We start from the raw sequence: 21562 nt of genomic DNA on the forward strand, positions 1-21562 counted from the left end.
TATATTCTGTTGGCGGTAACGTCGTAACGTAATCAAGCGCACCGTATGCATCATGCGTGCGATGCTAACAAAGCATCAATTTTGATGCGTGGGAGGAACCATGAAAAAGCAATTACTCGGCGCGCTCGCCGTTTCGACCATCTTGTCCCCTGTGGCGGCAATGGCGCAAACCGAAGTTCAGTTCTGGCACGCTTTTACCGGCCGTCTGGGTGAGCTTGTGAAGGCCCAGGTCGAAGAGTTCAACGCAAGTCAGGATGAATTTGTCGTGGTTGAAAGCCACAAGGGTAACTATTCTGAAACGCTGAACGCCGGGATTGCGGCATTCCGGGCGGGCGAACAGCCTCATATCCTGATGGTGTTTGAGGTCGGTACCGCGACGATGATGTCGGCCAAGGGCGCGATCAAGCCGGTTTACGAAGTGATGGGCGAAAGCGGCGCTTCTTTCGATCCGGATGCCTATATCGGGTCGGTCAAAGGGTATTATACGACCCCCGAAGGGGAAATGCTCTCGCTTCCATTCAACTCCTCAACGCCGGTATTGTGGGTCAACCGCGACGCGATGACGGCGGCGGGTGTCGACCCCGACACGGATCTTTCGACATGGGAGAAAGTGGGTGACGTGCTGGAGCAGCTAAAGGCAGGCGGGGAAGACTGCCCGCTGGTCACCGCATGGCAGAGCTGGATTCACCTTGAGAACTTCTCGGCCTATCATGACGTTCCCTTTGCGTCGCAGGACAACGGGTTTGGTGGCCTGGATACCGAGCTGATGCTGAACGGTCCCGCGCAGGTCGCGCATCTGAGCGCCATGGGGGATTGGGCCAAGGATGGCAAGTTCATCTATACCGGCCGCAGGAACGAGGGCGGCGCGAACTTCAGGGCCGGGGAATGCGCTCTGTTCACCGAAAGTTCGGCGGGATACGCGGGCATCAGTTCCGAGGCCGAGTTCGAGTTTGACGTACGCCCGCTGCCTTATTGGGAAGCCGTCGTCAGCGAACCACAGAACACCATCATCGGCGGTGCCTCTCTCTGGGTCATGGAAGGGCACGATCCCGAGGCTTACAAGGGCGTCGGCGAATTCCTGAGCTTCCTGTCCTCGTCGGATGTTCAGGCGTCGTGGCACCAGAACACCGGATACCTTCCGATCACGTCCGAAGCCGGAGAAGCCACACGTGCCGCGGGCTTTTACGACGAAAACCCGGGCACCGACATTGCTGTCATTCAAATGACCGCAAAGGAGCCGACCGCAAACTCGAAAGGTCTGCGCCTGGGGTCGTTCGACCAGATCCGCGGCATCATCGACGAAGAGCTTGAGGCCGTCTGGGCGGGTGAAAAGACCGCTCAGGAAGCGATGGACAGCGCCAAGGAGCGCGGGGATGCGCTGTTGCGTCGGTTTGAATCCGCAAACCAGTAAATCTTGAAACCGGTGCGGGCCCCCACGGGTCCGCATTTACTTTTGCGACTGGAACACCGGGATGGAAAAACGCGTCACCTTTCGCGGCTGGCTGTTGCCGCTTGCGCTGATCGCTCCGCAGGTTATCATTTCGGCTGTCTTCTTTTTCTACCCGGCCGGGCAGGCGGTGTGGCAGTCGCTGTTCATTCCCGATCCCTTTGGCCTGTCCTCGCAATTCGTGGGTCTGGGTAACTTCGAGTTTTTGCTGAGCGACAAGTTCTACCGCGCGTCTTTCGTGACAACGGCGGTGTTCTCGACGCTGGTGACGCTCTGTTCGATGATACCGGCGTTGTTTCTGGCCGTTATCGCAGACCGGTTGATCAAAGGCTCTGGCGTTTACCGAACCCTGCTGATCTGGCCCTACGCCGTTGCCCCGGCCGTGGCTGGTGTCCTGTGGTTGTTCATGTTCAACACCCGGGTTGGTGTCGTATCCTGGTATCTCGGGCAACTGGGATATGACTGGAACCATGTCCTGAACGACGCCGAAGCCATGGGACTGGTGGTTGTTGCTTCGGCTTGGGGGCGGATCAGCTATAACTTCCTGTTCTTTTTCGCCGCCCTTCAATCTGTACCGAGATCCGTGATCGAGGCCGCCGCCATCGACGGGGCGCGATTCTGGCGCCGGTTCTTCACTATAGTGTTGCCGCTGCTGTCGCCGACCGCGTTCTTCCTGCTGGTCGTGAACGTGGTCTATGCCTTTTTCGAAACTTTTGGCGTGATCCACACGATCACCGGCGGCGGGCCGCAGCAAGCGACGACAATCCTTGTCTACAAGGTCTTCTCGGACGGGTTCGTTGGACAGGATCTGGGGTCGTCCTCGGCGCAGTCCGTGATCCTGCTGATCGTGGTTGGCCTGCTGACCGTCATTCAGTTCAAATACGTGGAAAAGAGGGTGCATTACTGATGGCTGCCCAACAACACGGAATGGTCGAAAAACGCGGCGCGGGCATCTGGCTGACCCACGCCTTCATGATCCTGGGCGTTCTGATCATCTTCTTTCCCATTTGGCTGGCCTTCGTCGCCTCGACCGTCACGCAAGCCGATATCGTCTCACCGCCCATGCCCGTCGTGCCGGGCGATCAGTTCTGGGTGAACTACAAGGCAGCGTTGTTTTCCGGCGTAAACGTGCCTGTGGCAACGATGCTGTTCAACAGCCTCGTGATGGCCATTGGCATTGCGGTCGGCAAAATCATCATTTCGCTTCTGTCGGCATTTGCGATTGTCTATTTCCGGTTCCCCGGACGCTCGACATTTTTCTGGCTGATCTTTCTGACCCTGATGCTGCCGGTCGAAGTCCGGATTGTCCCGACCTTCGAGGTTGTGGCCGGGTTTGGCATGCTCAACAGCTATTACGGGCTGATCTTCCCGCTGATCGCTTCGGCCACGGCAACTTTCCTGTTTCGCCAGTTTTTTCTGACGATCCCGGATGAACTGGCCGAGGCGGCTCGTGTAGACGGAGCCCGCCCGATGCGGTTCTTCATCGATATCGTGGTGCCGATGAGCCGGACCAACATCGCGGCGCTGTTCGTGATCCTGTTTATCTATGGATGGAACCAATACCTCTGGCCGCTTCTGATCACCACCGATCCTGAAATGAACACCATCGTGATGGGCATCAAACAGATGTTCCCGTCCGGTGATGACTTTGCGCATTGGCCAACGATCATGGCGACGTCCATTCTGGCGATGATCCCGCCTGTCATCGTGGTGGTTTCGATGCAAAAGCTCTTTGTCCGCGGCCTTGTCGATAGCGAGAAGTAAGAAATGGCAACTGTATCCCTTGAGAATGTCAAAAAAAGCTTTGGTCCGACGGACGTCATTCACGGGATCGATGTCGACATCGCCGATGGGGAATTTATCGTGATCGTCGGCCCGTCTGGCTGCGGAAAGTCCACCCTGCTGCGGATGGTGGCAGGGCTGGAAACGGTGACGGCTGGTGAAATCCGGATCGGCAATGACAGGGCAAACGAAAAGGAACCGATGGACCGCGATATCGCGATGGTGTTCCAGAACTATGCGCTCTATCCCCATATGTCTGTGCGTCAGAACATGGGGTATGGCCTGAAGATCGCGGGCCTGCCACGGGATCAGATCGACCAGAAGGTGACAGAGGCCGCAAGGCTCTTGCAACTTGAGCCGCTGCTGGATCGCAAGCCCAGACAATTGTCCGGCGGCCAACGTCAGAGGGTTGCGATGGGCCGCGCCATCGTCCGCGAACCTGCGGTATTTCTGTTTGATGAACCGCTTTCGAACCTAGATGCCAAGCTGCGCGTTCAAATGCGGCTGGAAATCCGCGAATTGCAGGAGAAACTGGGGATCACGTCGCTTTACGTGACGCACGATCAGGTCGAAGCGATGACAATGGCAGACCGGATGATCGTGATGAACGGCGGCGTCGCCGAACAGATCGGCACCCCGCTGGAAGTTTACGAAACGCCGAGAACCCTGTTTGCCGCCCAGTTCATCGGCAGCCCCGCGATGAATGTTTTTGAAGCACGGCGTGAGGGCGGGGTAATCCGGCTTGGGGACATCGAAGTTGGGCCATCGCAGGGTGCGGACATGCCGTTAATGCTGGGTGTTCGACCAGAGCATCTGGTGTCGGATGAAAACGGCCCGTTTGCGGTCGAGGTTCAGATGGCCGAGCCTTTGGGAGCAAACACGCTTTTGCACGGTCACCTTACCGGCGGTAGCCACGCAATCACCATCAGCCTGCCAGGTGTTCACCCCATCGAAGGCCGGCACCCGAACATGCGGTTCGCGATCTCTCCGGGGCACATGCACCTTTTCGACTCCGCGTCCGGAAACCGGCTGGAAGACCAATAGGGACAAGGTGGCCCGACGAGGTTCGGTTGTCCGGGTGGTTCGCTTGCAAGGCTGATGCCGAATTTCTGCGCTGAGGTGTTGTCCAAAAGGGAAAACTTCCAGCGAACCCGGAAAGTAAACAAAAACAATGAAGTAAGTGAAGAAGCTGTCAGCGTTAGGTTGGCTTGAGGTACGAACCTCAAAAATCACTGGACTTGAGGTACGCACCTCAAATAGCCTTGGGGGTATGCCGCGATTCGCACATCCTCGATTTCTCGGCGCAAAAAAGGGAGGAATGGATGACTTACCTAAAACTGGCTTCGGCCAGCGCATTAGTCTTTGCCGCTACTACTCTTTCTACAACGGCAAAAGCCGAAGACCTGACATTGTGTTGGGCGGCATGGGACCCGGCGAACGCGCTCGTCGAACTTTCAAAGGAATTCGAGGCCGAGTCGGGCCACACAATGAACTTTGAATTCGTGCCGTGGCCGAATTTTGCGGACCGGATGCTGAACGAGCTGAATTCCGGGGGAAAGCTCTGCGATCTTTTGATTGGAGACAGCCAGTGGATCGGCGGCGGGGCTGAAAACGGTCATTACGTCAAGCTGAATGATTTCTTCGATTCCGAAGGCATCAGTATGGATGATTTCGCCCCGGCCACGGTGTACGCCTATTCGACCTGGCCGAAGGGCACGCCGAACTATTACGCGCTTCCGGCGATGGGGGATGCGAACGGGTGGTTCTATCGCAAGGACTGGTTCGAAAACCCCGAGATTCAGGCAGCGTACAAGGACGCGACCGGGCAGGACCTGAGAGAGCCTGAATCCCAGAAGGAACTTTTGCAGATCGCGCAATTCTTCCAGGGCCGTGAGATTGACGGCAAGACCGTCTATGGCGCGGCGATTTTTACCGAGCGTGGCTCGGAAGGGATCACCATGGGGGTGACCGGGGCGCTGTATCCGTGGGGGTTCAAATATGAGAACACGCCGGGCTCTTATGACATGGAAGGTGCCGTGAATTCGCCCGAGGCGGTGGAGGCGCTGGAGTTCTACAAGGAGTTCTACAAAACCGCGACACCACCGGGTTACACCAACTCTTATATGGGTGAGAGTCTGGACGCCTTTAAATCGGGTCAGGTCGCCATGGCGATGAACTGGTTTGCGTTTTTCCCGGGCCTTTATGCCGATCCCAATACCGGTGGCGACAAGATCGACTTTTTCGTGAACCCGCCGCAGAACGTTGCAGGATCGACGCTGGGCGGTCAGGGTATTTCGGTGGTCAGCTATTCGGACAAGCAGGATGCGGCACTGGAATACATCAAGTGGTTCGCGCAGCCCCAAGTGCAGGCCAAGTGGTGGGAACTGGGCGGATACTCGGCGCATAACTCGGTGTTGCAGGACCCGGGCTTTGTCGAAAGCGCGCCGTTTGCCGGGGACTTCCTGCTGGCGATGAATGACGTCAAGGATTTCTGGCAGGAACCGGCTTATGCAGAACTGCTGCTGGCGATGCAAAAGCGTGTCCACGACTATGTTGTCGCCGATCAGGGCACAGCGCAGGAAGCGCTTGATCTTCTGATCGAGGACTGGACCGAAGTCTTCGAAGACGAAGGCAAGCTGTAACCCGGAAACAGGGCAAGAGCGGGCTCTGCCCGCTCTGGCTTCGACCGTGAGTTCGCAACCGACAAGAACTGGTAAAGATATGTCTGACCGGACGATAGATCGCGTTGCACAGGCAACGCCCGAGCGAGTTGCGCGAAAAATTCGGGGGCTGTCCGATCGCGCGATCGCCTGGATATTCATTTCGCCAACAATCTTCCTGTTGCTTGCAATCAATATCTTTCCGCTGATCTGGACCATCCAGCTGAGTTTCACCAACTACAAGGCCAACCGGATCGGGCGCGAGGTCAAGGATGTGGGGTTCCGGAATTACGAGCGCATCCTGACAAACTCCGATACCTGGCTGAACATGCAGGCCACGGCACATTTCCTGTTCTGGACGATCTTTTTCCAGGTCCTGATCGGATTCACGCTGGCGTGGCTGATCAACAGAAAATTCAAAGGCAACGATCTGTGGACCACGATCATCGTCCTACCGATGATGTTGTCCCCGGCGGTGGTCGGAAATTTCTGGAAGTTCCTGTATCAACCGCAGATCGGGCTGTTCAACTATATTGTCTCATGGTTCACGGGTAAGGACCCGTCGAGCTTTGAGATGCTGGGTTCGGTTCAGCTGGCGCCATGGTCGATCGTGATCGTGGACACCTGGATGTGGACGCCGTTCGTGATGCTGATCTGTCTGGCCGGACTGCGCAGCATCCCGGATTACATCTATGAGGCCGCCGAGATCGACCGGGCCAGCAAGATCCGGCAATTCTTCACCATTACGATTCCGATGGTGCTGCCGTTCCTGATGCTGGCGGTTCTTTTCCGGGGGATCGAAAACTTCAAGATGTTCGATCTGGTGGTGCAACTGACCGGCGGCGGACCCGGTTCAACAACTGAACTGACTTCGATCAATCTGAAACGCGAAGCCTTCGAGAAATGGCGAACCGGCTACGCGTCAGCCTATGCAATCATCCTTTTTGTCACCGTGTTCGGCCTTGCGTCGATCTACGTCAAAGCCCTGAACAAGGTGAAACAGAGATGAGCAGCTTTTCCGTCACCGAACCCACCAACCGGTCCAAGTGGATCGCCGGCATTCTGGTCATCTCTTACGCGCTGATCACCATGATCCCGTTGGTCTGGATTCTGCTGACAGGGTTCAAGTCGCCGGCGGACGCCATCAGCTATCCGCCCAAGGTCGTCTTTGATCCAACGCTGGAAGGTTACGTAAACCTGTTCACAACCAGAACCCGCCAGACGCAGGAGTTTCTGGAGGCCAACCCGCCGCAAAACTGGGCCGACGAAATCGTCCGGCAGTACGACATGGTGATTGTCGGCCCGTCCAAGTTTGGCGAACGATTCATGAATTCGGTGATCATCGGGTTCGGATCGACGTTCCTGAGTATTTTCCTGGGCACGCTGGCGGCTTATGCGTTCAGCCGGTTCAAAGTGCCCCTCAAGGATGATCTGCTGTTTTTCATCCTTAGCACGCGCATGATGCCGCCGGTGGCGGTGGCAATTCCGATCTTCCTGATGTTCAGGAACCTCGGCCTCAGCGACACGCATCTGGGAATGATCCTGCTTTATACCGGAGTGAATATCTCGCTGGCAGTGTGGCTTCTGAAGGGGTTCATCGACGAGATACCGCGCGAATACGAAGAGGCGGCGCTGATCGACGGCTACACCCGGTTTCAGGCATTCTACAAGGTGGTGTTGCCGCAGGCGGCCACGGGCATAGCGTCCACTGCGATCTTCTGCCTTATCTTCGCATGGAACGAATACGCCTTTGCCGTGCTGCTGACATCGGCGACTGCGCAAACGGCGCCGCCGTTCATCCCAACTATCATCGGGATCGGCGGGCTTGACTGGCCCGCAGTGGCCGCCGGTGCGACGCTGTTCCTGATCCCGGTCATGATTTTCACCATCCTGATGCGCAAACATCTGTTGCGCGGGATCACATTCGGAGCGGTGCGCAAATGAGCGACTTTCTGACTGGCCTGATCCGATTTCGCCGTGGCCCATGGGAGATGATCGCAACCATCCTGATCGCGGTCGGGGTCTTTATGCTGATGCAACCGTTTGTCCTGTGGGCCTTTACGTATTCCTTCATCGTCACGCTGATCGGAACGGTCATGTTCATTATCGTCAGCCATTTCCCGGAGTAGAAATGGCCCAGATCGTAGTCAAAAACGTCAAGAAGATGTTCGGCGATTTCACGGCCGTCCGCGAAAGCTCGTTCACGATCGAGGACGGTGAGTTCTTTATGCTGCTGGGGCCGTCCGGATGCGGCAAGACGACAACGTTGCGCATGATCGCGGGGCTGGAATTGCCGACGTCCGGCGAGATCTACCTGGACGGAGAGGAGATCAGCCAGAAACCCCCGTCCGAACGGGACATCGCTTTTGTTTTTCAAATGTTTGCGCTCTATCCGCATATGAATGTGCGCAAGAACATCAGCTACCCGCTGGTCTCGCAGGGGATGCCGCGCGCGGCTGTAAAGGCAAAGGTCGAAGAGGTCGCGGGAATACTGGGCATCCGGGATATCCTGGACAGCCCTGTCGGCGGTCTGTCCGGGGGGGACCGGCAACGTGTCGCGCTGGGGCGCGCGATTGTGCGCGAACCCAAAGCATTCATGATGGACGAGCCGCTGGGCGCGCTGGATGCCGAATTCCGCGAACACATGGCTGAAGAGTTGCGGGCGCTTCACGACCGGATGGGCGCGACGACCGTTTACGTCACACATGATCAGCTGGAAGCCATGCAAATGGGCGACAAGATCGTAGTGATGAACAACGCCGTGATCGAGCAGTTCGGAACCCCGCAGGAAATCTATGACAAGCCCGCGACGATGTTTGTCGCGGATTTCATTGGCTCCCCTTCGATGAACTTTCTGCCGTTCAGCGGCAAGGTGGCGCCCGGTTCGGAAAAGGTGCGCCTGAACGGCCATGACGAAACCGTGCCGAAACTCATGGAAGGGGCCGAAGGCGAATTGGTTTTCGGTGTGCGCCCCGAGCACGTCTTTTTGTCGAATGACAGCGATTACCGCGCAAAAGTTGTTGCGGCGGAATATCTAGGTACAACCCAGATCGTAACGCTGCAAAGCCCCAACGGCGAACTGAAGGCCCGGGTCGATGCGCGTGAAACCGTCAACCCCGGAGAGACCGTTGGACTTAAGTTCCGGTCCTCGGCGGTGACGTTGTTCGATCAGTCGTCGGGGCGCGCCTTGCGGTCATTGCTCAACAGCGAGGTGCTGGAAAATGGCTGAAGTCGTTTTGGACAACATTTCAAAGGCGTTCGGCAACGTACAAGCGGTTGACGGGATTTCGATGACGATCCCCGACGGGGCCTTTGTCGTGCTGCTGGGACCCACGGGTGCAGGGAAGACCACGACATTGCGTCTGATCTCCGGGCTTGAAAGGCTGGATTCGGGGGCGGTGCGAATTGACGGTCGCGATGTGGGGCGCGAAACTCCGGCGCAGCGCGATGTGGCAATGGTATTTCAGCAATACTCGCTTTATCCGCACATGACGGTGCGCGAAAACCTGTCCTTTCCGCTTCGCTCTCCGATCCTAAGAACGCCCGAGGATGAGATCGCGACAAAGGTGAAGGACGTCGCGGAAATCCTTCAAATCCCGCACAAACTGGACAACAAGGCGACAGAGCTTTCGGGCGGTGAAATGCAGCGTGTTTCCATTGGCCGGGCGCTGGTGCGCGATCCGCAGATTTTTCTGATGGATGAACCCCTCAGTTCTCTGGACGCCAAGCTCAGGGCAGATTTGAGGATTGAACTAAAGCGCATTCAGGCGGATTTGGGGTCCACGCTGCTTTACGTGACGCATGACCAGATCGAAGCCATGACTATGGCCACACATATCGGCGTTCTGGAAGAAGGCCGGCTGGTTCAGTACGGCACGCCGCGCGATATCTACGAAAACCCGGGCAGCGTGTATGTCGCCAGCCGGTTGGGTCTGCCACGGATTAACATCCTGCCGTCCGGGCTGTTCGGAGGCACTCATAAAGGTCCACAGATCGGTCTGCGCCCCGAGAATATCGTGCAGGGCGACGGGACTGATGCCCGCGTCGTGCGCGCGGAGCATCTGGGCGATCAGACAAGGCTGCATCTGGACCTGCAGGGGCATCCGGTCGTGACGCTGATTGATGTCCATCAGGATTATCCCGCGGGCAAGGTTATCAAAATCCGCCCTCATAACCCGTTGTATTTTGACGCGTCCGGCGCGCGTGTGAATTAAGGAGCAAAAGCATGGCCCAGTTCCTCAACACCAAAGAAACTTTGGTAACCGACGCGATAGACGGTCTTCTGGCGGCCTCGGGCGGCGCGCTTTCGCGGCTGGACGGGTACCCGCACATCAAGGTCGTTTACCGGACCGACTGGGACAAGTCGAAGGTTGCACTGGTCTCGGGCGGGGGATCGGGGCACGAACCTGCGCATGCCGGGTTCGTCGGAGCCGGCATGTTGACCGCCGCAGTCTGTGGCGAGGTTTTTGCCTCGCCATCTGTCGAAGCCGTCCTTGCGGGCATTCTGGCGGTAACGGGAGAGGCCGGGTGCCTGCTGATCGTGAAGAACTATACCGGCGACCGGCTGAATTTCGGTCTTGCAGCAGAACGCGCGCGCGCGCTGGGACGAAGGGTTGAGATGGTGGTGGTCGATGACGATATCGCCCTGCCGGACCTGCCGCAGCCGCGCGGTGTGGCGGGCACGTTATTCGTGCACAAGATTGCAGGCGCACTGGCCGAAAGCGGGGCGGATCTGGACGCTGTGACCGAAGCTGCAAAAGAGGTCATCGCCAAAGTTGTCAGCATCGGTATGAGCCTGGACACCTGCACGGTTCCGGGATCTCCGAAAGAAGACCGCATCGCGCCGGGTAAGGCCGAGCTTGGTTTGGGCATTCACGGTGAACCCGGCGTCGAACAGGTGGACTTTGCAACCGCCGTGACAGCTATGACCACCGTGGTCGAAAAGCTCAGGCAACGGACCAAGGCGGGCGATTGCGTGGCTTTGGTCAACAACCTTGGGTCCACGACACCCCTGGAAATGGCCGTTCTGACGCATGCTTTGTCCGAGACCGGGATCGCGCGTCACATAATTGGGCCTGCTCCGATGATGACATCATTGGACATGCATGGGTTTTCCGTGTCGATCCTGCCGGTCAGTACCGCCCATCTGTCCGCTCTTGAAACGGCGGTGGATCTTTCCGCATGGCCGGGGGTCAGTGCTATCGAACCTGTGAAGGTTGCCCCCTTGCCGGACGGTCTGACACCGATTGATCCGATCCCGTCGAACAACCCGGCGACGCGGGCAACGATCATCCGATTGTCGGAATTGCTGATCGGCGCGGAGAGAGCCCTGAACGAACTGGATGCCAAGTCCGGCGACGGAGATACGGGCAGCACGCTGGCGACCGCAGCCCGGGCGTTGCAGGGCAGTCTGGATCGCATGCCCCTTGCGGACCTGACACAGCTGTTCCCGGCACTGGGCAATGAGCTGAGCCAGACCATGGGCGGTTCTTCCGGTGTGATCCTGGCGATATTTTTCAACGCTGCCGGAGATGCCTGCGCAAGCGGTGCCTCGATACCAAAGTCCTTGGTGGAAGGTCTTAACCGGGTCAGTCAGGTGGGCGGCGCCAAAGTTGGCGACAGAACCATGATTGACGCTTTGGCACCGGCGTTGGAGGCGTTGCCGTCCGGCATGTCCGAGGCTGCCAGAGCCGCACGCGAAGGTGCTGACAACACAGCGAAAATTCACCGTGCGAAAGCAGGGCGTGCGGCCTATGTTCCCGAAGAAAACCTGATTGGCCACAACGACCCGGGCGCCGAAGCGGTGGCCTTGTTGTTTGAAGGGCTGGCGCGGGAGATTGAGGGCTGAGGAAACCGTGGAAGAACAAAAGCTAGAATTGGTGAAAAAACCAACGGTGAATGACATCGCACGGGTGGCGGGCGTCAGTCTGGCGACCGTCGACCGGGTGCTTAACAAGCGCCCCGGCGTAAGGGCCGTAACTGTGCAAAAAGTACAGAAGGCAATCGACGAACTGGGCTATGTGCGCGACACGGCGGCGGCCAATCTTGCCCGAAACCGGCTGTATCGTTTTCTGTTCGTCCTGCCCGACACCGACAATGAATTTGTCGAAGCCCTGAGCCGCCAGATCGTGGAACAGTCTCGGGATCAGTTGATCGAACGCACCCGCATGACAATCAGAAGGGGCGCCCCGTTTGAATCCCAGGACATCGTTGAAATTCTGGACTCGGTCGATCCGCGTGATGTTGACGGCGTGGCAGTTTTCGGCCCCGAAACCCCGTCCGTCCGGGACGCCATAAAACGGGTCAGGGATAAGGGGATTCCGGTGGTGGCAATGGTGTCCGACCTTCCAAGCTCGGACCGGGACCATTTCGTCGGTATCGACAATGTCTCGGCCGGGCGCACCGCCGCCCAGTTGATGGGCAGGTTGGTTCATCGGCCAGGAAAAGTTCTGGTTCTGACCGGCTCTCGTCTGGCGCGCGACCATCTCGAACGCCGGCAGGGCTTTGATCTGGTTGTTTCCGAGGAATTCCCGCATCTCGAAGTCGTAGCTTCGGTGGAAGGGCGCGACGATCCCGATCTGATCTACAAAATGATGCCCGAGATTTTCGAAACCTACCCCGATCTGGTCGGCATATATTCGTCCGCTGCGGGAAACGCGGGTTTGGTGCAGTTCTTGTCGGAAAGCAAATTCGGTAAGGATCTGGTGATCATCGCGCACGAATTGACCCCCTTAAGCCGCGACGCACTTAGCCGGGGGACCTTTGACGCTTTGATCTCGCAGGATTCGGGGCACATTGTCCGGTCTGCCGTGCGCCTGCTGCGGGCGACCTCTGACAAGGTTCCGTTCAACAGGGCGCAGGAACGCATTCGTATCGATATTTATCTAAAGGAAAATCTGCCGCCATAAAGGCCAACGTGTTGGGGAGGAAATACTATGAAGACCATCAAGGGCCCGGCTCTGTTTCTGGCGCAATTCGCCGGTGACGAAGCCCCGTTCAACTCATGGGACGCCATTACCCGGTGGGCCGCGGATTGCGGATACAAAGGGGTGCAGGTTCCCAGTTGGGATGGCCGGTTGTTCGACCTGGAAACCGCCGCCTCCAGCACAGGATATTGTGAGGACTTTAAAGGAAAAGCCGCCGAAAACGGTGTTGAGGTCACCGAACTGTCAACGCATTTGCAGGGACAGTTGGTTGCCGTTCATCCCGCTTATGACACGGCGTTTGACGGGTTCGCGGCCGAAAGCGTCAGAGGCAATCCCAAAGCCCGGCAGGAATGGGCCGTCGATCAGGTCAAAAAAGCTCTGTCGGCTTCCCGTAATCTGGGAATTTCTGCGCATGCGACGTTTTCGGGGGCCTTGGCCTGGCCCTATGTCTATCCGTGGCCGCAGCGACCCGCCGGGCTGATCGAGACGGCCTTTGACGAACTGGCGCGGCGCTGGGTGCCGATCCTCAATCATGCCGAAGACTGCGGTGTTGACGTCTGCTATGAAATTCATCCGGGCGAAGATCTGCACGATGGCGTCACCTATGAGATGTTCCTTGAACGCACCGGCAACCACGCGCGGGCCTGCATGTTGTACGACCCGTCGCACTATGTCCTTCAATGCCTTGATTATCTGGACAATATCGACATCTACAAGGATCGGATCAGGATGTTCCACGTCAAGGATGCCGAGTTCAACCCGACCGGCCGACAGGGCGTGTATTCCGGGTATCAGGGCTGGGTCGACCGGGCTGGGCGGTTCCGGTCCCTGGGGGACGGGCAGGTGGATTTCCGGGCCGTCTTTTCGAAAATGGCGGCCAATGGGTTCGATGGCTGGGCTGTGGTGGAGTGGGAATGTTGTTTGAAACACCCCGAAGACGGCGCGCGGGAAGGGGCTCAATTCGTATCGGACCACATCATTCGCGTGACAGAAAAGGCTTTCGACGATTTCGCAGACAGCGGAACGGACGAAGCCGCCAACCGTAAAATGCTGGGGATAGACTGATGGTGACCGGACGCAATGAAGACACGACAGGGCGCATTCGCCTTGGCATGGTCGGCGGTGGAAATGACGCGTTTATCGGCGGTGTGCACCGGATCGCGGCCAGATTGGACGACAAGTTCGAACTGGTGGCCGGGGCCTTGTCGTCAACGCCTGAAAAATCCCGCCAAAGCGGCGAGGCGCTGGGACTTGCCAGAATCTATGACGACTTCAAACACATGGCGATACGCGAAGCGCGCCTGAAATCCGGGATCGAGGCGGTTTCGATCGTCACGCCCAATCACGTTCACTATGCCGCTGCGCGCGAGTTTCTGAAACGCGGTATCCACGTCATCTGCGACAAGCCGCTGACATCGACGCTGAGCGATGCGAAAAAGCTGGTCAAGGCGGCGGAAAGCGCAGATGCGCTGTTCATTCTGACCCATAACTACACCGGTTACCCGATGGTCCGGCAGGCGCGGGACATGATCGCCAACGGCGATATCGGAAAGATACGCGTCGTTCAGGTTGAGTATCCGCAGGATTGGCTGACCGAACAGCAGGACTTCAAGCAGGCAGAGTGGCGGACAGACCCCGAACGCTCGGGCGCGGGGGGGTCGACCGGGGATATCGGAACGCACGCCTATAACCTTGCCTGTTTTGTGACCGGGCTGGAGGGTGAAAGCCTGGCCGCTGATCTGCAGGCCTTTGTGCCGGGGCGCCAGGTCGATGACAACGCCCATGTCATGCTGCGGTTCAAAGGTGGCGCGCGCGGGATGCTGTGGTCGTCGCAGGTTGCTCCGGGTAATGAAAACGCGCTTCGTCTGCGTGTATACGGGGAAAAGGGCGGGCTGGAATGGGCACAGGAGGATCCAAACTATCTTTGGAACACGCCCTACGGTGAACCAAAGCGCCTTTTGACACGCAATGGGGCCGGGGCGGGTGAACAAGCCAACCGCCTGAGCCGCGTGCCGCCGGGACATCCCGAAGGGTACCTGGAAGGGTTCGCGAATATCTACAGCGAGGCCGCGGATGCCATTCAGGCGTTCAGAAATGGGCAAACCCGCGACCCATCCGTGGTCTATCCGACGGTTCACGATGGCCTGAATGGCGTGAAATTCGTTGCGGCTTGCGTGCAAAGCTCGGCGCGAAACTCCGCATGGGTCAATCTGGGTTAAGGCGTTGGGCTATTGGAATGAAACGACCCGTCGTGGAACAGGCGACAGGGGCGCACGCGCCAGCGGTCCGGCGCAAAAGCCGCTGAACAAAGGCTGCGGTCCTGACAATGCGGGTAGGAGGGAATTCGGGTGTTTTTAGGTCTGGATTTGGGAACATCGGGTCTGCGGGGCATTCTGGTTAACGACGAATGGCAGATCGTTTGCGAGGCCGAAGCCGGCATTGAAACCTCGACGCCGAAATCCGGCTGGTCAGAACAATCGCCGGGCGACTGGGTTGTGGCGTGTCAGCGTGTTGTTGCGCAGCTTCGCGACGCGAACGCGCAGGCATTTGCGTCCCTACAGGGCATTGGGCTGAGCGGCCATATGCATGGCGCGACATTGCTGGACGCGCGCGGAGAAGTGCTGCGGCCATGTATTCTGTGGAATGATACCCGTTCTGCCGATCAGGCGGCCGCACTGGACCAAACACCCGGGATGCGGGAGATCACGGGGAACATCGTCTTTCCGGGGTTCACCGCGCCCAAACTGGAATGGGTGCGCGCGCACGAACCGGGCGTGTTTGAACAAACGGCCAGGGTCCTGCTGCCAAAAGACTATCTGCGTTTCTGGCTGACAGGTGACTATGTCAGCGACATGTCCGACAGCGCGGGCACGTCATGGATGGATGTCGGGAAGCGCGATTGGTCAGAGGTAGCGCTGGAGCATGGCCACATGACAATGGATCAGATGCCCCGTCTGGTCGAAGGCAGCGCGCCCGGGGGGCAGGTCAGGGCGGACCTGTTGCGGGAATGGGGGCTGACGGGCCCGGTCGTGGTTGCGGGCGGCGCGGGCGACAACGCGGCTGCGGCCTGCGGGATCGGCAGCATCAACGAAGGAACCGGCTTTTTGTCCCTTGGGACGTCCGGAGTGTTGTTGGTGGCAAAAAATTCCTACGCGCCGGCCCCCGAAACTGCGGTCCATTGCTTTTGCCATGCCGTGCCAGAGCGGTGGATACAAATGGGAGTGATCCTTTCGGCCGCAAACAGTCTGAACTGGCTTTCGCGCAATCTCGGCCAGCCGGTCGGGGCCTTGGCGGATGCTTTGCCCGACAACCTGACCGGCCCTTCAAGGACCAGCTTTCTGCCCTACCTTTCAGGCGAAAGAACACCCCACAATGACAGCAACATTCGCGGTGCATTTCTGGGCCTTGATGTTTCGTCCCAGCCCGCTGACCTGACCAGAGCCGTCATGGAAGGTGTCGCCTTTGCTTTGCGCGATTGCCTTGAGGCTTTGAACAGCACTGGGACTCAGGCCGGAAGCCTGCTTGCGGTGGGCGGCGGCACCCGGTCGCGGTTTTGGCTGGAAACGCTTGCGACCGTGTTGAAGGTTCCGCTTGCTCTGCCGGAGGGCAGCGATTTTGGCGCGGCCATCGGCGCAGCGCGGCTGGCGGCTTGCGCGGCGACCGGCGCGGACCCAGGCGATGTCATGACACCGCCGGACATAGCCCGGGTGATCGAACCGCGTGACGATCTGTCGGACGCCTACGAACAGGAATACCAGCGGTTTCGAGAATATTACGCTGCGCTGTCACCTCTGGCAGCGCGTTCATAGGCGGCCCGGCCTCGGGTCGCCCTGCTAATCGGGCACATACCGCACTTGGACCTCAATCGCCGAGGGTTTCTGAAAAGCTGTTTCGCGGCTAAGGTGTGAAAGGAGTATTCAGGCCCCAACAAACTATCGAGTGTGAAATGAAATCCACTTTTCCGTTTGTTTTTCTCGCAGTTGCCGTGGTTCTGGCGGGACCGGCCACGGCCCAGTCCGAAACGCCGCGACCAAGTGTGACGGTCGCCAGCGCAACGATGGATGATCTTCGCAAACGGGATCAGTTTGTGGGCCGCGTCGTGGCCGAACAAAGCGTCGATCTGCAGGCGCGCGTCGAAGGGATATTGGAGGAGGTCAACTTCACCGAAGGGGGCCGGGTCGCCAAAGGTGATGTTCTGTTCCTGATCGAAAAAACCAAATACGGCGCAAGTGTGGAAAGCGCGCAGGCCGCCCTGAAAAGCGCGCAGGCCAGTGCGCAAAGCGACAAGGCCGCGTTGGACCGGCAACAGGCGCTTTTTGACAAAGGCGACATTCCGCAGGCGGTACTGGACACGGCAATCGCAGATTACGCGGCAGGTCAGGCCGCGGTGGACGAGGCGCGGGCGGCCCTGAAAATCGCACGGATTGATCTGGACTATACTCAGATCGCAAGCCCGATTGATGGTCGTATCGGTTTGTCGGCGGTTGATGCCGGAAATCTGGTGAATTCCGACAGCGGCGTTCTGGCCACTGTGACCAGTGTCGATCCGATTTTGGTCAGCTTTTTCATCAGCGAACCGGTATTGCTGCAAGAGCGTCGAAACGGGCGCATTTCTGCGGACGGCATCAAGCTGACCACGCAGATCACGTTGGCGGACGGAGAGGCCTATTCATCATCGGGGCAGGTCATTTTCGTCGGCGACAGCGTCAGTCAGGACACCGACACGGTTGAGCTGCGGGCCAGTTTTGCCAATCCGGATGGCGTCTTGATCCCGGGACAATTTGTGACGGTCGACCTAACCGGCTCTGAGGAAACCAAGGTTCTGACCGTGCCGCGCAACGCGGTTCAATTCGACAAGCAAGGGTATTTTGTTTTTTCCGTCGATGATCAAAGCACTGTCCACCGGCGGAACATTCAGATCGGCGCTCAGACAGCGACCCGCACTCAGGTGACCTCGGGCTTGGCGGAAGGTAACCGGGTGGTGGTTCAGGGCCTTCAGAAGATACATGACGGATCGGTCGTGAACGCGGTCGATAGTCAGAGTTAGGGGCCGGATTGATTGCGCGCTATTTCATCGACAGACCGCATTTCGCTGCCGTTATTGCGATCCTGACGGTTCTGTTCGGCGCGGTCTGCGTCCGGCTGATTCCGATCACGGAATACCCGCATATCACACCCCCGCAGATTTATGTCGACGCGACATACCCCGGTGCTGATGCGCAGGTCATTCTGGAATCCGTCGCCACGCCCATAGAAGAGCGCGTGAACGGTATTCCTGGGATGCTGTACATGTCGTCCAAAAGCTCGAATGACGGCAGCTACTCGCTCAACGTGTCTTTCGAACTGGGCACTGACCCGGATGTTGCCGCGGTCGAGGTGCAGAACCGCATTGCTCTGGCCAGTGCCGAATTGCCGTCGGTCGTGTTGCAGCAGGGCGTCGAAGTGACCAAACGTTCGGGCAACATGATCGTCGTGCTGAACCTGATCTCGCCCGACGGATCGCGGGATGAACTGTACCTCAGCAATTACGCGGCCGACTTTCTGCATGACCCGCTACAGCGGTTGCCGGGTGTCGGGACGGTCTCGCAGTTCGGGCAGATGGAATACAGCATGCGGGTCTGGATCAATCCGGTACGCATGGCGGCGCTGAACATCACGGCCGCCGAAATTGCAGACGCCATCAGGAACCAGAATGTCATCGCCGCCGCCGGGCAGGTCGGTGCACCCCCGTTCGGGACGGCGCGGACTGACTTTCAGTTCAAGCTGCGGGCCCAGGGGCTGCTGCGCGACGCGGAGGAATTCGGGCGCATCATCGTGGCCTCAGACCCGGATGGGTCGGTCACACGTCTTGCGGATGTCGCACGGATCGAACTGGGCTCGGCCACCTATTCAGGATCGACTAAGTTCAACGGCCAGGATTCGGCGACAGTCGCGGTGTATCAGGAAAGCACGGCCAACGCGCTGGAGATTTCCGATAGCCTGCGGGCGCTGATGCAGGAATTGTCGAAGAAATTTCCGCAGGGTGTGTCCTACGAGGTTACCTATGACGTCACCGACGCCGTGCGAGTTTCAATCCGCGATATCCTGACGACGCTGGCCCTGACGGCGGGGTTGGTCGTGGCTGTCACGTTTCTGTTTCTGGCCAGCCTGCGGGCAACCATCGTGCCCGCCATTGCCATACCCGTATCGCTGCTTGGTGCGGTCGCGCTGATCTATGCGATCGGGTTCAGCGCCAACATGATCACACTGTTCGCGCTGGTGCTGGCGATCACGCTGGTGGTGGATGACGCGATCATCATCATCGAAAACGCGGAACGCATCCTTGCGGACGAAGGGTCGAACCCGCGCGACGCGACATTGAAGGCGATGTCCCAGGTGAACCGGCCGATCATCGCGACAACTTTCGTTCTGGCGGCTGTTTTTGTGCCGGTCTGCTTCTTTCCGGGCGTGACAGGTACGATCTATTTCCAGTTTGCCCTGACAATCATCTTCGCCTTTGTGCTGTCGGCCGTAAACGCGCTGACATTGGCACCTGTGCTGTGCGCCATGATGTTGAGGACCGGCAGCAGGCCAGCCGGGCCGCTGGCGCTTGTCCCGTCTTTGATCGCCTGGCTGCGTCGTCAGTACCTGCGCCTTGTGTCGCTGATGCTGCGCTATATGGCTGTGTCTTTGCTGGCATTTGCCTGTGTTGTGGTATTGACCGTGGAACTTTTCAGAACGGTTCCAACCGGTCTGATCCCGCTGGAAGACAACGGGGTTTTGCTGGCTTCGATGGAGCTGCCGGATGGCGCCTCATTGCAGAGAACACAGGCGTTCATGGACAAGGCGGGGGCGCTGATCGGCAAAGCGCCGGGCGTGGACAGCGTTACGATCGTATCGGGACACAGTATGCTGGCCGGAGGACGCTCGAACGCGGGGATGGCGATTGTCACGCTGAAACCCTGGGATCAACGCCAAGGCCCGGATCTGCAGTGGTACGCCATCATGCACGATCTTGACCGGCAATTGTCCGCTCTGCCCGAGGCGGTGTCTTATGTCTTTCCCTTCCCGACCATTCACGGGCTTGGCTCCGCCGGCGGCGTTTCTGTAGAAGTGCTCGACCTCGGCAATGGTGACGGGGCGCAGCTTGACGCTGTCATGAACGGCTTTGTCACCGCCCTGAACGCGGCGCCCGAATTTTCGCGGGCGCATGGGAATTTCTCGGCCCAAAGCCCGCAATACCAATTGGCGGTCGACCGGGATCGGGCCGAAACGCTGGGCGTCAGTGTGGCGGATATCTTTACGGCGCTGCAGGCCAGTCTCAGCTCGTATTTTGTGGACAATTTCATCCTGAACGAACGGGTGTACTGGGTGGTCATTTCGGCCGAAGCGGATTTCAGGCAGACGCTGGACGATGTGGACAACATCTACGTCAAGAACAGTGCGGGCGACACGCTGCCGCTGCGCAACTTTGTCAGCAACACACCCGTTCTCGCGCCAGACACGGTTCCACGGTACAACCTGTTCACCGCAGCCTCGGTCAGCGCGCAACTGGCCGATGGGGTCAGTTCCGGTGACGGCATCAGGGCGATGCAGGCCATTGCCGACCAAACTCTGCCTGACGGGTTCCGGATCGAGTGGTCGGGCGTCAGCCAGCAGGAAGTAAAGGCGCAGGGTCTGGTTCTGTACATCGTTTTGTCGGCCGTCGTGCTGTCCTATCTGTTTCTTGTCGTGCTTTATGAAAGCTGGATCCTGCCGCTGTCCATTGTCGCTTCGGCAGTGTTTGCCTTGCTTGGCGCGCTTATCCCTTTGGCGCTGGTGCCGTTCCTGACCAGCAACATCTTTGCACAGGTGGGGATGGTGCTGTTGATCGGTCTTGCCGCAAAAAAGGCAATCATGGTTGTGGAATTCGCCAACCAACAGCGCGAGAGCGGGGCCAGCATTCACGAGGCCGCGTTACGGGCGGCGGAAATCCGGTTCCGGCCGGTGACGATGACCGGGTTGTGTTTCATCGTTGGTGTCATGCCACTAGTCCTGTCAAGCGGGGCAGGGGCTGCTGCCCGCGTTTCGATCGGTTATCCGGTTTTGTGCGGAATGATCCTGGACAGCACCCTGGGCCTGTTGATGATCCCGGTGCTGTACGCCGCGTTCCAAAGCCTGAGAGAGTGGCTGGCGGGGCTCAGCCGCATATCGGCCTGACGGCGTTTTTACAGGTTCAGTCGGCGCGCCGCGCCAGACATTCCTCAAGCACCGCGCGCACATGGGTGCCCAAACCAGGAGCCTCGGACTCACGCGGGCCTGCCACATTCAGCACTTTGACCGGGTTCGACGACCGCCAATCCGACACCTGTTTCGCGCAGATGTCTGGGCCGTTCCTGAGATCGACGACCAGATAGGGTTTCCCTGCCTCGCGGGCAAAAGCAACGGTCTGGCTTGTGCCGGGACTGTCCGAACCGTCACCGAAGACTAACGTGGCATCACTGGATTCGACGTTGAGCCGGGTCCTTTCGTTCACGTTCGTCGATTGCGTTTCAGTCAGCCCGGTAAAGTGTTCCGGAATTTTCCCGGCTTCATTCGTACGCCCCTTCGGAACCCAGCCCCCAAAGGAAAACCCACATTCACGCGCAAATTCCAGCGCTGCCATATCCACACCGGTTTGCCCGCCCGAGACTATTTTCATGGCTCTGCCTCTCGCTCCCTGAAAAGTTTAGCCCCGCCCCGGGCGATCCGCAAACCGGGCGGCTCAGGGTGGGGGAATTCGCGACTTG

At 58.6% G+C, this 21562-nt stretch carries 18 protein-coding genes; 17 read left to right on the plus strand and 1 reads right to left on the minus strand.

From position 1 onward, the window contains the following. Positions 1-100 precede the first annotated feature (100 nt). The 17 genes from ugpB to ACXAC3_RS10190 all read left to right on the plus strand — a co-directional run bounded on the left by ugpB (position 101) and on the right by ACXAC3_RS10190 (position 20993). The gene (gene ugpB / locus ACXAC3_RS10110) at positions 101-1411 is read left to right on the plus strand and encodes a sn-glycerol-3-phosphate ABC transporter substrate-binding protein UgpB (protein ID WP_475159391.1); all 1311 of its coding nucleotides are present in this window, start codon (positions 101-103) and stop codon (positions 1409-1411) included. Between the two features lie 61 nt (positions 1412-1472). Continuing rightward, on the plus strand, positions 1473-2354 hold the full coding sequence (ugpA, locus tag ACXAC3_RS10115) for a sn-glycerol-3-phosphate ABC transporter permease UgpA (protein WP_475159392.1): 882 nt from the start codon (positions 1473-1475) through the stop codon (positions 2352-2354). A 20-nt stretch (positions 2355-2374) separates the two neighbouring features. After that, entirely contained in the window at positions 2375-3211 is an 837-nt protein-coding gene (ugpE, locus tag ACXAC3_RS10120) for a sn-glycerol-3-phosphate ABC transporter permease UgpE (protein WP_475163400.1), read from the plus strand. A gap of 3 nt (positions 3212-3214) precedes the next feature. Beyond that, positions 3215-4273 (plus strand): sn-glycerol-3-phosphate ABC transporter ATP-binding protein UgpC, encoded by a 1059-nt coding sequence (gene ugpC / locus ACXAC3_RS10125; RefSeq protein WP_475159394.1) that lies wholly within the window; start codon positions 3215-3217, stop codon positions 4271-4273. A gap of 278 nt (positions 4274-4551) precedes the next feature. Further along, a complete protein-coding gene (locus ACXAC3_RS10130; RefSeq protein ID WP_475159395.1) occupies positions 4552-5871 on the plus strand; it encodes an ABC transporter substrate-binding protein in 1320 nt (439 codons plus the stop codon). 79 nt (positions 5872-5950) lie between these two features. Further along, positions 5951-6898, plus strand: a complete 948-nt coding sequence (locus ACXAC3_RS10135) for a carbohydrate ABC transporter permease (RefSeq protein WP_475159397.1) — start codon at positions 5951-5953, stop codon at positions 6896-6898. After that, the gene (locus ACXAC3_RS10140) at positions 6895-7833 is read left to right on the plus strand and encodes a carbohydrate ABC transporter permease (RefSeq protein ID WP_475159398.1); all 939 of its coding nucleotides are present in this window, start codon (positions 6895-6897) and stop codon (positions 7831-7833) included. The genes ACXAC3_RS10135 and ACXAC3_RS10140 overlap by 4 nt, the downstream gene beginning before the upstream one ends. Beyond that, positions 7830-8018: a hypothetical protein gene (locus ACXAC3_RS10145; RefSeq protein ID WP_475159399.1), complete on the plus strand. Its 189-nt coding sequence runs from the start codon at positions 7830-7832 to the stop codon at positions 8016-8018. The genes ACXAC3_RS10140 and ACXAC3_RS10145 overlap by 4 nt, the downstream gene beginning before the upstream one ends. A gap of 2 nt (positions 8019-8020) precedes the next feature. Next, complete coding sequence (locus ACXAC3_RS10150) at positions 8021-9118, plus strand: ABC transporter ATP-binding protein (protein ID WP_475159400.1); 1098 nt, start codon at positions 8021-8023, stop codon at positions 9116-9118. After that, positions 9111-10103 carry an ABC transporter ATP-binding protein gene (locus tag ACXAC3_RS10155; protein ID WP_475159402.1) on the plus strand — a complete coding sequence of 331 codons (993 nt, stop codon included), beginning with the start codon at positions 9111-9113 and terminating at the stop codon, positions 10101-10103. The genes ACXAC3_RS10150 and ACXAC3_RS10155 overlap by 8 nt, the downstream gene beginning before the upstream one ends. Before the next feature lie 11 nt (positions 10104-10114). Beyond that, positions 10115-11737, plus strand: coding sequence for a dihydroxyacetone kinase subunit DhaK (locus ACXAC3_RS10160; protein ID WP_475159404.1), 1623 nt, complete (start codon positions 10115-10117; stop codon positions 11735-11737). Positions 11738-11768: 31 nt separating this feature from the next. Next, positions 11769-12797, plus strand: coding sequence for a LacI family DNA-binding transcriptional regulator (locus ACXAC3_RS10165; protein ID WP_475159405.1), 1029 nt, complete (start codon positions 11769-11771; stop codon positions 12795-12797). Positions 12798-12824: 27 nt separating this feature from the next. Next, positions 12825-13880: a sugar phosphate isomerase/epimerase family protein gene (locus tag ACXAC3_RS10170; protein WP_475159407.1), complete on the plus strand. Its 1056-nt coding sequence runs from the start codon at positions 12825-12827 to the stop codon at positions 13878-13880. Further along, entirely contained in the window at positions 13880-15034 is a 1155-nt protein-coding gene (locus ACXAC3_RS10175; protein ID WP_475159408.1) for a Gfo/Idh/MocA family protein, read from the plus strand. Before ACXAC3_RS10170 ends, ACXAC3_RS10175 begins: the two co-directional genes overlap by 1 nt. Positions 15035-15163: 129 nt before the next feature. Then, complete coding sequence (gene xylB / locus ACXAC3_RS10180; RefSeq protein WP_475159410.1) at positions 15164-16624, plus strand: xylulokinase; 1461 nt, start codon at positions 15164-15166, stop codon at positions 16622-16624. A gap of 137 nt (positions 16625-16761) precedes the next feature. Beyond that, a complete protein-coding gene (locus ACXAC3_RS10185) occupies positions 16762-17862 on the plus strand; it encodes an efflux RND transporter periplasmic adaptor subunit (RefSeq protein WP_475159411.1) in 1101 nt (366 codons plus the stop codon). Positions 17863-17870: 8 nt separating this feature from the next. Then, on the plus strand, positions 17871-20993 hold the full coding sequence (locus ACXAC3_RS10190) for an efflux RND transporter permease subunit (protein WP_475159412.1): 3123 nt from the start codon (positions 17871-17873) through the stop codon (positions 20991-20993). Between the two features lie 16 nt (positions 20994-21009). Here ACXAC3_RS10190 and ACXAC3_RS10195 read toward each other — a convergent pair whose 3' ends face one another. Next, a complete protein-coding gene (locus ACXAC3_RS10195) occupies positions 21010-21474 on the minus strand; it encodes a putative molybdenum carrier protein (RefSeq protein WP_475159414.1) in 465 nt (154 codons plus the stop codon). Between the last annotated feature and the right edge of the window lie 88 nt (positions 21475-21562).

This window comes from Ruegeria sp. ABV4_181 (genome assembly GCF_056158465.1).